General features: G+C 72.5%; 10 protein-coding genes, 1 tRNA gene and 1 pseudogene. 5 read left to right on the top strand and 7 right to left on the bottom strand.

What is annotated here, in order from left to right; genetic code table 11:
• Positions 1-119: 119 nt before the first annotated feature.
• Positions 120-425 carry a hypothetical protein gene (locus ACFYUS_RS16320; protein WP_388851431.1) on the bottom strand — a complete coding sequence of 102 codons (306 nt, stop codon included), beginning with the start codon at positions 423-425 and terminating at the stop codon, positions 120-122.
• Positions 426-849: 424 nt separating this feature from the next.
• Positions 850-1,365, bottom strand: coding sequence for an O-acetyl-ADP-ribose deacetylase (locus ACFYUS_RS16315; RefSeq protein ID WP_388851788.1), 516 nt, complete (start codon positions 1,363-1,365; stop codon positions 850-852).
• Positions 1,366-1,768: 403 nt separating this feature from the next.
• Between ACFYUS_RS16315 and ACFYUS_RS16310 the strand changes: the two genes are divergently transcribed.
• Positions 1,769-3,265 carry a hypothetical protein gene (locus ACFYUS_RS16310; protein WP_388851428.1) on the top strand — a complete coding sequence of 499 codons (1,497 nt, stop codon included), beginning with the start codon at positions 1,769-1,771 and terminating at the stop codon, positions 3,263-3,265.
• Positions 3,266-3,272: 7 nt separating this feature from the next.
• Here ACFYUS_RS16310 and ACFYUS_RS16305 read toward each other — a convergent pair whose 3' ends face one another.
• Positions 3,273-4,169, bottom strand: a complete 897-nt coding sequence (locus tag ACFYUS_RS16305) for a serine hydrolase (protein ID WP_388851425.1) — start codon at positions 4,167-4,169, stop codon at positions 3,273-3,275.
• A gap of 195 nt (positions 4,170-4,364) precedes the next feature.
• Positions 4,365-4,449 (bottom strand) — tRNA-Ser (locus tag ACFYUS_RS16300).
• Positions 4,450-4,606: 157 nt separating this feature from the next.
• Here ACFYUS_RS16300 and ACFYUS_RS16295 point away from each other — a divergent pair.
• A complete protein-coding gene (locus tag ACFYUS_RS16295; RefSeq protein ID WP_388851422.1) occupies positions 4,607-5,494 on the top strand; it encodes an MHYT domain-containing protein in 888 nt (295 codons plus the stop codon).
• Positions 5,495-5,555: 61 nt separating this feature from the next.
• Here ACFYUS_RS16295 and ACFYUS_RS16290 read toward each other — a convergent pair whose 3' ends face one another.
• Complete coding sequence (locus tag ACFYUS_RS16290) at positions 5,556-7,040, bottom strand: S1C family serine protease (protein WP_388851419.1); 1,485 nt, start codon at positions 7,038-7,040, stop codon at positions 5,556-5,558.
• Between the two features lie 205 nt (positions 7,041-7,245).
• On the opposite strand from ACFYUS_RS16290, the gene ACFYUS_RS16285 reads away from it, so the two are divergent.
• The 3 genes and pseudogenes from ACFYUS_RS16285 (at position 7,246) to ACFYUS_RS16275 (ending at position 9,947) form a co-directional block, all read left to right on the top strand.
• Positions 7,246-8,067 (top strand): glycerophosphodiester phosphodiesterase, encoded by an 822-nt coding sequence (locus tag ACFYUS_RS16285; protein WP_388851417.1) that lies wholly within the window; start codon positions 7,246-7,248, stop codon positions 8,065-8,067.
• Between the two features lie 104 nt (positions 8,068-8,171).
• Positions 8,172-8,775 (top strand): annotated as a pseudogene (locus ACFYUS_RS16280) (ATP-binding protein).
• Between the two features lie 194 nt (positions 8,776-8,969).
• Complete coding sequence (locus ACFYUS_RS16275) at positions 8,970-9,947, top strand: DUF5926 family protein (protein WP_388851414.1); 978 nt, start codon at positions 8,970-8,972, stop codon at positions 9,945-9,947.
• 220 nt (positions 9,948-10,167) lie between these two features.
• Here ACFYUS_RS16275 and ACFYUS_RS16270 read toward each other — a convergent pair whose 3' ends face one another.
• Positions 10,168-10,767, bottom strand: a complete 600-nt coding sequence (locus ACFYUS_RS16270; RefSeq protein ID WP_388851411.1) for a hypothetical protein — start codon at positions 10,765-10,767, stop codon at positions 10,168-10,170.
• Between the two features lie 145 nt (positions 10,768-10,912).
• A complete protein-coding gene (locus ACFYUS_RS16265) occupies positions 10,913-11,662 on the bottom strand; it encodes a bifunctional DNA primase/polymerase (protein WP_388851408.1) in 750 nt (249 codons plus the stop codon).
• Positions 11,663-12,008: the final 346 nt, after the last annotated feature.

The raw sequence follows: 12,008 nt of genomic DNA, 5'->3' as shown, positions 1-12,008 counted from the left end.
ATCCGTGTCAAGGCGCGCGAACGCGCGACGGCCCGCACGCCGGTGCCGAAGCACCGCCGCGCAGGCCGTCGTTCACACCACGCTCACGCCCCCCGTCGGGCCGGTCCCCGCGCCGGGGGTCACCACCACGGGTGGAAGTTCACCACGTTGTTGGTCTGGCCGATGTGGGTGAAGGCGGAGCCGTTCACGCTCGCGGTGTTGTTCTGGTTGGAGGCACCGGAACCGGTCGCCACCTGCTGCGTCGTGGTCGAGTTGCCGAGGTTGCTCCCGCCGACGCCGCTGCCGATGATCGTGGCGACGCTCGTGTTCGATCCGTCGTCCGCGAAACCGCCGTTGTCGGCCTGGGCCACCCCCGCGAAGAGCGCGGCGGCGAGGGGCAGGGCGGCGGCAGCGGCGAGGACGCGGGCGGTACGGATGCTTGCCATGTCTGTTCCTCCGGGAACTGAAAGCTGATGCTTGTGCACGGAACTTCGCTAGGGAACTGCTGTGAAGTACGGCCATGTCCAAGGCGGTTGGCCGACCGCCCCGGTCTTTCGTGCTCGACGTCGCGAATCCAGAGTTGCCCACCGAATCCCCGGCGAACCACCCCGGAGCGGCCGATTCCCCCGCAAGCGTGAGGACAAGCCGATAAACCCCTCTCCGCGAAGAAGCCGCAGCTCACACGGGCGAAGAGGGGTCAGGACGACCTCCGGGGGCGGCACGACCGGCGCACCGCAAGGGAGGAAGCGTTCCGGCAGATTTCCCGCCGGCCTTTCTCCCGGAAGGACGCCACGGCGCGTCCCCGCCCCCGGGGAATCGAGCACGCGGCTCGAATGGAGAAAAGGAATTCGACGACTGCGGGGCCTGCCGTTACGAGGCGTCCCTCACGGCCGCCTCGAAAGCGCCGTACGCCGCCGCGTCGAAGAGGACGAAGCGGACCTCCTCCACCTCGGTGCGGGCCGCCCGCACCGTCTCGACGGCGATCCGGGCGCCGTCCGCCATCGGCCAGCCGTAGATCCCGGTGGAGACGGCCGGGAACGCGACCGTACGGGCCCCCAACTCGTCGGCGACCCGCAGCGATTCCCGGTAGCAGGAGGCCAGCAGCTCCGAGCGGCCCTCGTCCCGCGACCAGACCGGCCCGACGGTGTGGATCACGTACCGGGCCGGCAGCCGCCCCGCCGTGGTCGCCACGGCCTTCCCGGTCGGCAGCCCCTTGCCGTAGTGCGAGCGGCGCAGGTCCTCACAGGCGGCGAGGATCTCCGGCCCGCCCTTCCGGTGGATGGCCCCGTCGACCCCGCCGCCCCCGAGGAGCGAGGAGTTCGCGGCGTTGACCACCGCGTCCACCGCCTCGGCGGTGATGTCTCCCTGGACGAGCACGACACGCATCTCCACACCCCTGTCTCCGTGGTGCCCGCACCCTACGGTCCCGCCCACGGGAGAACGACCGCCTTACCACCTCGCCGGACCGGGAAACCCCCGTCCGGAGCCGTCGGCGGCCGTCACGCGGGACGATGCATACGTACGGGATGACACCCGCCGAAGCGATGTCACGCGTACGAGTGGGTGTGGGGACGGTCCGGCCCCGCTCCGGAACGGCCGCCCCGAGGGACGCGCGCCTCCGGGTCCCGTGGGGCGGGGAGAGCGAAGTGCCCGGCTCAGAAGGCCTTTCCGGCTCTCAATCGATCCGGCGCCGTGTGCGTGTCTAACCCCAAGGCGAAGCCTAAATTGTTCAGAATGTCACCTACTGCCCCAGTTGAAACTACGAAGTTTCATTGCCTAGGAGCGTGTCATGCAGATTCGCAGGTGGCTCCCAGACCAGCCCACCCTCATCGGCCGTCACGACTGGCCGGACGAGGGCGGCAAGGGAACGCATCTGCGGCTCCGGGCCGGCTCCATCGTCGTGCTCGACCGACAGGCGTGGCGCGTCCTGGACATCACCGGATACCCCGGCAACGCATGGCCGGAATCCTACGAGAAGGCGTGGCGCGAGCACGTCGAACTGTGGTGGCACGCCAACGAACTGCGGCGGGCCGAGAACCAGTCGTTCAAACCGGCCCCCGAGCGCGCCGAGTTCTACAAGCGGCCGGTGGTGCTGGCGCTGCGCGACGAGAACCTGCCCCGGTCGGCCGTGAAGCACTGGTGCGCCCCCGCCAGCCAGGACTGGCAGGTCCTCCCCGAGCACTACGCCGTCTGCCGCGCCTGCGGCGAACTCCCGCCCTGCCACCACGGGGAGTACCGCCCCGAGGGCGGCCCCCGGCGCCCGGAGCAGAGCGGCGGCATCCCGCTCATCGTGCCCGAGGGCTGCTGCATGGGCTGCGCCGAGCAGATCAAGCCCCGCATGCGCACCGTCCGCTTCCCCGGCCCCAACCTCTGGTACCCCGACCTCGGCGACGACACCGCGGTCTTCCACTCCCGCTCCTCCTGCGAGGACCAGGTCGAGTACTACCGCGCCCAGTGGCAGAGCGAGTACGCCCAGCCCGCCACCCACCCGGTCACCCCGGCCTTCCCCGGCTTCGACCGCCTCCTCCTCCCCCGGGCCCGCCAGGCCCAGCTCCCGGCACCGGCATCGCCGTACGAGCAGGCGCCGGTCACGCAGTACGAGCAGGCCGCGGCCCCACTGACGGCCCTGCAGTACGACCAGCCCCCGGCCACGCAGTACGAGCAGGCCCCGGCCCCTCAGTACGACCAGACCCCGGCCACGCAGTACGAGCAGGCCCCGGCCCCCCACACGGCCCCGCAGCACAGCCAGGCTCAGGTCACGCAGCACAGCCAGGCCCAGGTCACACAGCACAGCCAGGCTCAGGTCACCCCGTACGACCAGGCCCCGGCCCCTCAGTACGACCAGACCCCGGTCACGCAGTACGAGCAGGTCCTCGCCACGCAGTACGAGCAGGCCCCGGCCCCGGCCCCCCACACGCCCCCGCAGCAGCACGGCCAGGAGCACTTCGCCGCCCCGCACGCACGGGAGGAGGCGCCCACCTCACTGGCCACCGGCTCCGGCACCTTCTCGCCGTCCTTCGACGGCTACCGGCCGGATCCGGAGCAGTACGCCCCGGCCCCTCCGGCGCCCCCGCAGAGCGCGGCCCCCGCGCCCGTACTCGTGCCCGCGGGCGCGGAGGACGCCGGTCCCGCCGCCCGGGCGGCGGAGGAGCTGAGCCGCTCCCTCGCGGACCGCCCGGTCTTCCACAACGCGGAGCAGGCGGCCCGGGTGATCGAGGAGCTCACCGCGGCGGTCCGCAACATCGCCCTCTATCTGAACAACCCCCAGGCCCGCAGCCACCCCTGAGCCCTTCTCAGCCGCCCTGGGGCACCGCGACGTACGCCTCCATGGGCGTGCTGGTCGGCGTGTAGCGCATCGCGGAGCTCGCGGTCGGGACCAGGTCCCGGTGGATCACCTTGGCCACGGCCTGGATCGTGTTCACGCCGTAGGTCATCGTGCTGTTGCCGTCGGTGAGCACGGTGATGGTGTAGTCGTGGCCGCCGCCGTTGAACGTGCCGACGCTGTGCACGCGCCAGCCGCGCGTGGCGCGCTGCAGCCAGCCGTTCTTGACGTGCACGGACACGAGGGAGGGCGCGCCGGCCGGGGTCCCCCACCGCTGCGAGCTGACGACGTTCCCCATCAGCTTGAGGACGTAGGAGCGGGCGTTGTCGCTCAGGACCGAGTTCCTGGCGGTGATCAGCGAGAGCAGCCGCTGCTCGTCGGTGACGTTGATCTGGGTGAGCCCCCAGTAACCGCCGGACCCCGGCACCGTCCGCGTCATGCCGGCGGCCGCCAGGAAGCCCTTCACCTTGGTGACCCCGAGCTGGTTCCACAGGGTGGTGGTGGACGCGTTGTCGGACTTGGTGATCATCGCGGTGGCGAGGGTGTTCTCGCGCGAGGTCAGATACCGATTGCTCTTCTTCGCGTCCCAGAGGAGCGTGGCGAGGACGGTCACCTTCACGACACTGGCCGAGTCGTACGAGGTCGTGGCCCGCAGGGTGCAGGTCGTGTTCGTGCCGCGGTCCCGCAGACCGACGGCGACGGTACCGCCGCGCGTCGCGAGAGCCGCGGTGATGTCCTTCTGCAGCTTGGCCGCGAGCCCGGCCTTGCCCGACGTACAGCTGACCTGCGGCGCGGTGGCGGCGGAAGCCGGCGCCGCGCCCGCGACGACGGGCACGAGCATCCCGGCCGCGACCACGGCCGGAAGCATGCGGGCACGCAAGGCTATTCGGTGAGTCATCTGGGTCCCCCCTGGAAACGAAACGAACGCGCCTACGGCGCACTCGCCTTTGATGACTCCCGAGCGTGCGGATGGTTGTACGAAATACGGATGACCGTACGAAATGACGAAGGGGTGCCCCTGCTCGGGGCACCCCTTCTGATCAGCGCTTCGTCTGACCTGCTGCGGTGGGTGTGGGATTTGAACCCACGGTGACTCGCGCCACGACGGTTTTCAAGACCGTTCCCTTAGGCCGCTCGGGCAACCCACCTGGGCCCCGCCCACCTGGGACGGAGCGGGCTACAGCGTACCGGCTGTGGGGCGGGGGCGGCGATGAGACGGCGGGGTGGGGGGTCGGGTTAAAGTCCCTTGTTCACAAGATTTCCACATATGGAACGCGGCATGCGCGTTTCTCGAAGGGCAGCAGGGTGCACGGCACGATCGACGGCTTCAGTTACGGCATGGTCACCCCCTTGGTGGGGTACGTGATGGCCTGCCTCGGAAGCGCCCTGGGGCTCCGCTGCACGGTCAGGTCCCTCCGTACCGACCATGCGCGGAAGCCCGGTTGGCTGGCGCTCGGCGCGGCGTCCATCGGCTGTGGCATCTGGACGATGCACTTCATCGCGATGCTCGGCTTCCGGGTGCGGGAGACCGCGATCTCGTACGACGCGTCCCTGACCTTCCTCAGCCTGCTGGTGGCCGTGGTCGTGGTGGGGATCGGCATCTTCATCGTCGGCTACCTCGGCACCCGGCCGGCCCCGCTGCTCCTGGCGGGCGCGCTCACCGGGCTCGGCGTCGCCGGCATGCACTACCTGGGCATGGCGGCGATGCGGATGAGCGGCGAGGTGCTCTACTCCCCCGCCGTCGTCGCCCTGTCCGTGGTCATCGCCGTGGTCGCGGCGACCGCCGCGCTGTGGGCGGCGGTCTCGATCCGCGGCTTCCTCGCCAGCCTGGGCGCCAGTGTGGTCATGGGCGTCGCCGTGACCGGCATGCACTACACCGGCATGGCGGCGGTCAGCGTGCGCGTGGACCACGCCTCGCACACGGTGGGGGGCTCGTCGCTCCTCGACGTGCTGCCGATGCTGGTCGGTCCGCTCGTCTTCCTCGTCCTCGCCGCGGGCGTCGTGATGTTCGACCCGCTGCTGATCATGGGCGAGGACGAGCCGGGGCGCCGGAGCCACCGGAAGGACGGGTTCGCCTCCTCCCGGATCGACATCGGGGACATCGGCGGTGGGGCCGGGACGTCGGGAGCGGGGGCGTGGGCCGCGGGCGACGGGGCCTACGCCACCACTCCGTTCGATCACCGGAACGGGTGACGGACGAGGAGGGGAGCACCGGATGTCCGGTGCTCCCCTCCTTCCGTTTCCGCCGGGCCGGTCAGCTGTCGCCGGTGCGTTCGCCGAGGGTGACGGTGGCCGTCGCGGTCTTGCCGTCGCGCTCGTAGGTGATCTTCACCGAGTCGCCCGGCTTGTACGTCCAGATCTCGCTGATCAGGGTGCGGCCGCTGTCGATCGGGTGGCCGCCGAAGCCCGTGATCACGTCGCCGGCCTTCAGGCCCGCCTTCGCCGCCGGGCCGTCGGGCGTGACCGCGGCCGTACCGCCGGAGCCCTGGGTGGCGATCATCGCGCCCTCGCCCTTGTCGTTCATGTTCACGGTCGCGCCGATCACCGGGTACACCGGCTTGCCCGTCTTGATCAGCTGCTGGGCCACGTTCTTCGCCTGGTTGACCGGGATCGCGAAGCCGAGGCCGATCGAGCCCGCCTGCGACTGGCCGAAGCCGCCGCTGGTCGACTGGATGGCCGAGTTGATGCCGATCACCGCGCCGCTCGCGTCGAGCAGCGGGCCGCCGGAGTTGCCCGGGTTGATCGAGGCGTCCGTCTGCAGCGCGCTCATGTACGAGTTGCTGCCGCCGGAGCCGTCGCCCGAGGCGACCGGGCGGTTCTTGGCGCTGATGATGCCCGTCGTCACCGTGTTGGACAGGCCGAAGGGCGCGCCGATCGCGATCGTCGAGTCGCCGACCGCCACCTTGTCGGAGTCCCCGAGCGGCAGCGGCGTCAGCCCCTTCGGGGCGTCCTTCAGCTTGATGACGGCCACGTCGTAGCCCTCGGCCCGGCCGACGACCTCCGCGTCGTACGTCTTGCCGTCCGAGAACGTCACGGACAGCGTGCCGCCGTCCGCCGCCGACGCCACCACGTGGTTGTTGGTGACGATGTGGCCTTCCTGGTCGTAGACGAAGCCCGTGCCCGTACCGCCCTCGCCGTCCTGGCCGCCGGACTTCGCCTGGATGGTGACCACGCTCGGCAGGGCCTTCGCCGCGACCGCCGCGACCGTCCCGGGCTCGCGCTTGAAGGAGGCCGGGGCCTGGCCCGAGGAGACCGTGGTCGAGCTGAAGCCGTTGTCGCCGCGCTCGGCCGCCCAGTAGCCGATGCCGCCGCCGATGCCACCCGCGACGAGCGACGCGACGAGAACGGCCGCCACGAGGCCGCCGGTGCGTCTGCGCGGCGCCTCGGGCGCGGGCGGGTGCGGGGCGCCCCAGGCGGGGGCGACCGGCGGGGGAGGCGGCGGCCAGCCACCGGCGGGGGCCGCGGCGGGGACGGCGGCCGTGACCTGCTCGGGGGCGGGCGTCGGGGTCGGCGTCGGGGTCGGCGTCGGGGTCGGGGTCGGCTCGGGGGCGGGCGTCGCCGCCTGCTCCGGCCGGGCCGAAGGCGTCTGCAGGGTGGTGTCCTGCGGAGTGGCGGCCTCCGCGGCCGGCTTCTCCAGGGACGGGGCCGCCGCCGGTGTCGGGGGCACGGGAGGCGCCGGAGGGGCGGACGGGGCAGCCGGGTCCGCCGGAACCGGCGTGCCCTCGTTCTCGGTGCTCACAGCTCGCTCTCCTCGTCGACTGCGGGGGTCGGGATGTCGGGGTGTCGGGTGCCTGGGTGGCTCCAGGGTGCTGCACCAGCTTTTCCCACAGGACGTCAGGCCGCTGTAAGGCGTAGCTGTGCGTTCGCACCCCATCCTTTATATACGGACAGAACGGACACATCCCGGGGTGCTCGCGCCGCCCCGCCAATGGCACCATGACGCCGTGACCCACGCACGGCAGCACCCGAACCGCGTCCCCCTCCAGGTCGTCGCCCACCGCGGCGCGTCCGAGGACGCACCGGAACACACCCTGGCCGCTTATGTGAAGGCCATCGAGGACGGCGCCGACGCCCTGGAGTGCGACGTCCGGCTCACCGCCGACGGCCATCTCGTCTGCGTCCACGACCGGCGCGTCGACCGCACCTCGAACGGCCGCGGCGCCGTGTCCGCGCTCGAACTCGCCGACCTCGCCGCCCTCGACTTCGGCACCTGGAAGGGCCGGGACGACTCCGGCGAGATCCCCGACTGGAAAGACACCGGACTCACCTCCGTCCTGACCCTGGAGCGGCTCCTGGAGCTGGTCTCCGACGCCGGGCGCCGGGTCGAGCTGGCCATCGAGACCAAGCACCCCACCCGCTGGGCGGGCCAGGTCGAGGAGAAGCTGCTCCAGCTCCTCCGGCGGTTCGGCCTGGACGCGCCCGCGTCCCCCGCCGAGTCCCCCGTACGCGTCATGAGCTTCTCGGCCCGCTCCCTGCACCGGATCGCCGCCACCGCGCCGACGCTGCCCACCGTCTCGCTCGCCCAGTTCGTCTCGCCCCGGCTGCGCGACGGACGGCTCCCCGCGGGCGCGCGCATCGCCGGGCCCTCGATCCGGATCGTCCGGCACCACCCCACCGTGATCCTGCGGCTCCAGAAGGCCGGGCACCAGGTCCACGTCTGGACGGTGGACGAGGCCGAGGACGTCGAGCTCTGCGAGCGCCTGGGCGTCGACGCGATCATCACCAACCGTCCGAAGCAGGTGCTGGCCCAGCTGGGCCGCGCCTGAGGAGCGAGCCGGCTCTCCCGTCGCTCCTTTCCCGCCCGTCACAGGGGGCAACGACCCTTACAGGGTGTGCCCCGGCGCGTTCCCTGCGTACGCGATCGTCACGAGTGCCTCATCACACGTGGATTGGCCGGTTTCCGGTCCAGGCCATTGGGGCATCCACACGGTGGCGTGGGGGTAAAGGAGGTCTCGGGGGTGGCGTTGGTGGTGGCACAGCAGGTGCCCACGTCGTCGAGCATGGCCGTACCTCATGGCCCTGCCGGCGTGGGTGAGGCGAGGCACCGGATGCGGGACGAGCTGTACCGCAGCGGGGTGTCCGAATCGGTCGTCGACGACGCGGTACTGATCCTTTCCGAACTGCTCAGCAATGCCTGTCGGTACGGCAGGCCGCTGGGCCAGGCGGAGCGGGGCGAAGGCGATGTGCGGGCGGCCTGGCGGGTCGACCCGGCGGGCGGCCTGCGGGTCGAGGTGACCGACGGCGGTGGTCCGACACGGCCCGTCCCGTCGACGCCCTCGGTCACCGCGCACGGCGGCCGCGGGCTGAACATCATCGGCGCGCTGGCCCAGGACTGGGGCGTGCGGGACAGCGCGACCGGCGAGGTCACCGTCTGGGTGGTGGTCACCGAGGGACACCGCCGCGAGGACTTCGCGGCGCGCGTCGGCGGCGGCTCGGGCTTCGACTTCCTCGACGCGTACGACGACCTGGACTGAGCTCCGGTACTGAGCACCGGGGACTGAGCACCGGGGACTGAGCACCGGTGCGGGAGCGCGGTGGCGGGCGCGGCCTCATGACGGCGCCCGCCCGCGCTGCCGCGCCGCCCCGCCTGAACGGCCCCGGCGCCCGGTGCGGCTAGGCTCGCGCCCGATACAGCACCGCACAGCCGCGATCGGGAGAAAGCCACACCATGGCCAAGAAGCGCCCCCAGACGAAGGCCGGCAAGGCCGGCCAGGCACAGGTCACGAGCGGGGAGATCCCGGTCGTCGGCGCGCGCGAGCCGTGCCCGTGCGGTTCGGGCCGCCGCTACAAGGCGTGTCACGGCCGGGCCGCCGCGCACGCCGTGACCGAGCTGGTCCAGCGCCCCTTCGAGGGCCTGCCCGGCGAGTGCGACTGGGTCGCGCTGCGCGAGCTGGTCCCGGCCGCCACCGTGCCGCTCACGCTGAAGGGCGGGCTGCCCGAGGGCGTGCCGTCCGTGACGCTCGCGACCGTGCTGCCGATGGCGTGGCCCGCGCTCCGCCGCGACGACGGCTCCGTCCTGCTCGCCCTGCAGAACGACTCCACCTCCGGCGACCTGGCCCGCGACCTCGCCGACACCCTCCAGCGCGCCCTGGAGACGGAGCCGGGCACCCCGGTCCCCGCGCGCCGCGTGCCGGCCGAGGGCCCGCGCCTCCAGGAGCTGCTCGACGCGGACGCCCCGTTCGTGCCGGAGGTCCACACGGGCTTCGAGTTCTGGATCCCGCAGTCCACGGACGGCGCGGACCCGGAGGTCGCGGCCTCCCTGGAGCGGGCCAACGCCGCCGCGATCCCGACCGTGAAGCTCACGGGCGTCGACTCCGCGTACTGGTGCGAGGTTCCGGACAAGAACCACCTGCGCTGGGTCATGCCGCACCCGGAGGAGAAGCTCCTCGACGCGCTCGCCCGCCTCCAGGCCGGCGAGGGCACCTCGCTCGGCGCGGACACCCGCCTCGTCGGCTCCTTCCGGGCCCACGGCCTGATGGTGCCGGTGTGGGACCTGCCGTCGTCGATGACGGCCGAGGACTGCGAGAAGCCGGCGGCCGAGTTCGCCGAGCGGCTCGCCGCGGCGCTCGCCTCGGACGCCCCGCTGACGGCGGAGGAGCGCCGGGCGCGCGGCGGTCTCACGAACCGTCAGGTGACTCTCAGCTGATACCCCAGGCGGTATCGGTGACTGACAGACCGACCAGTCGGTGACTTCCGCCACAGGGGGGTCTGCGGTCGGACAATTCCCTGTCCGAATAACCGAGATCGAATTTGCGAACAGCAGATCTCTTGTTACCGTTCTTGAAGCCCGGTCGCTGGTGCATCCCCCGTCGCCAGCGACCGGGCCTTTCCATGTCCGCTTCCGGCAGGCCCGAAGCGTCCGACGTTCAACTTCCTTCGCTGTCCGCCGTGTTGCTTCCCGCGCGGAGCAGCAGGGGAGTACTGCCGCCCTCGCCCGCTCCGGCGAATTCCGCGACCGCCGCATAGCCGGTGGCCGCGCCCCGGGCGCGCTCCCTCGGCGATTCGCACGTGCCCGGCTCGTCCTGCGCGGGGACGGGGCAGTCCACCTGTACGGTCCGCCCGCCGGGGCCCATGAGGGTCAGAAACGCGTCGAGCTGTCGGCCCGTCACGTTCCGGTAGTACGTACGCGCCCAGACGTCGGGCCCCTCGGTCAGGACGCAGGTCTGCGCCTCGGCCCCCTCGGGGGAGGCGAGTTCCGGACCGCAGTGCGTGACGCGCTCGGGGGCCGTCGGAGCCGAGGCGGAAGGAGTGGGGACGGGGGCGGAGGTGGGGGTGGCGGAGTCCGCTGTACGGGGTCCCGGGCCGAGCCCCTTCAGCAGGCCCCCGGCCTTCGCGTCGTCCCCGGCGCTCGCGCCGGCCGGGCGCCCGGGACCCCCCGTCGGCTTCGCCGTCGCGACGAGGGGCAGCAGGACGGCGACCGCGACGGCGGTGCCGAGCCCGACCACGCGGAGGTTCACCGGCCTCATGGGACCCACCACCTGCTCCTGAGATCTTGGACGGTGGTGTGAACATAGCGGCGGGATCCGGGCGCCCGGTCGGCCGCGCGCCCGTTTCCCGTACAAGTCGGACCGGGACACACCCGTTCGGGTGAACGGTCCTCCCGGGCGTGCCTCAGTACGCCCGCCTGCTCCCGCCGCCCGGGGCGCTCGTGCTCGCCTCGACCAGGGCGTCGACCACCGCCTCGACGTCGGGCAGCCACGGCCGGGCCGAGCCTGCGAGCGGCGCCCGCTCCCAGCGGACCTGTCCGGTCGCCGCGACCGACGGCGGAAGGAGCAGATAGCCGCCGTCGCCGTGGAACCTCAGCGAGCTGGGCACGCTGTCCTTCGCGTACAGCAGCTCGCCCAGCCGTTCGAGGCCGTACGGGGCGACGAGGATCGACCAGCGGGTCGGGCTCGCCACGACCGGGCCGACCCGCATGCCCGCCGCGTCGAGCGCGGCGAGCGCCCGCGCCCCCGCCGCCGCGGGGAGGCTGACCGCGCAGGGCGCGCGGCCGCCGGTGGCCAGGAGCACCGGGGCGTCCGGGCGCCGGGTCCACCACCAGCGGATCATGCGCTCGTCCGTGGTGGCCGCGAGCAGTCCGGGGTCGTAGGGGTGCGCGCCGGGCACCGCGCAGTCGGGGTCGGGACAGGAGCAGGCCGCTCCCGGGGCCGTACGGGTCGCGCCTCCCGCAGCCGTACGGGCCCCCGCGCCCGGGCTCGCGCCCGTGGCCGTGGCCGTACGGGTCGTCGTCGCTCTCAGGCCCGCGCCCGGCAGGACGGGCCAGTTCCACTCGACCGCGAAGGTGACCGCGGCGTCGAGCCGGGCGGTCCGCTCCTTGCGCCGGAACCGGAGCCTGCGTCGCCTTCCGAGGATCTCGCGCATGAGCGCTCGTTCCTTTCCGTTGAACGCCGAATCCACATCACACCATGTGCAGAAAACTTCACCGTGCGTATCAGCGCGTGCCGGGTCGGCGGGGTGCGACCCGCCGGGGGGCGGGGCGGACCGGGCCGGTGCCGGGTGGATCCCGGGGGAACCGGGTGGAGCCAGGTCAGAGCCGGAGCGGGTCAGAACACGTTCCCCGCCACTCGGTGGCGGGTTGCGGCCTGCGGCGGTGAAGACGCCGGGGTTCCGCGTCACGTTCCGGGGCGGTGCCAACTGCCCCTGCCTGTCACCGATTACGTACCCAGCACGCTGGGAATGACGCGCTTTCAAACGACGCCAGTCGACC

The organism is Streptomyces sp. NPDC004284 (genome assembly GCF_042874035.1).
Classification (GTDB): domain Bacteria; phylum Actinomycetota; class Actinomycetes; order Streptomycetales; family Streptomycetaceae; genus Streptomyces.
This window is presented reverse-complemented; position numbering and strand designations above follow the sequence as displayed.

Excerpts from the sequence above, each read along its gene's own strand:
- ACFYUS_RS16320 (WP_388851431.1), bottom strand. The coding sequence starts at position 425 with ATGGCAAGCATCCGTACCGCCCGCGTCCTCGCCGCTGCCGCCGCCCTG.
- ACFYUS_RS16315 (WP_388851788.1), bottom strand. The coding sequence starts at position 1,365 with ATGCGTGTCGTGCTCGTCCAGGGAGACATCACCGCCGAGGCGGTGGAC.
- ACFYUS_RS16310 (WP_388851428.1), top strand. The coding sequence starts at position 1,769 with ATGCAGATTCGCAGGTGGCTCCCAGACCAGCCCACCCTCATCGGCCGT.
- ACFYUS_RS16305 (WP_388851425.1), bottom strand. The coding sequence starts at position 4,169 with ATGCTTCCGGCCGTGGTCGCGGCCGGGATGCTCGTGCCCGTCGTCGCG.
- ACFYUS_RS16275 (WP_388851414.1), top strand. The coding sequence starts at position 8,970 with ATGGCCAAGAAGCGCCCCCAGACGAAGGCCGGCAAGGCCGGCCAGGCA.
- ACFYUS_RS16270 (WP_388851411.1), bottom strand. The coding sequence starts at position 10,767 with ATGAGGCCGGTGAACCTCCGCGTGGTCGGGCTCGGCACCGCCGTCGCG.
- ACFYUS_RS16265 (WP_388851408.1), bottom strand. The coding sequence starts at position 11,662 with ATGCGCGAGATCCTCGGAAGGCGACGCAGGCTCCGGTTCCGGCGCAAG.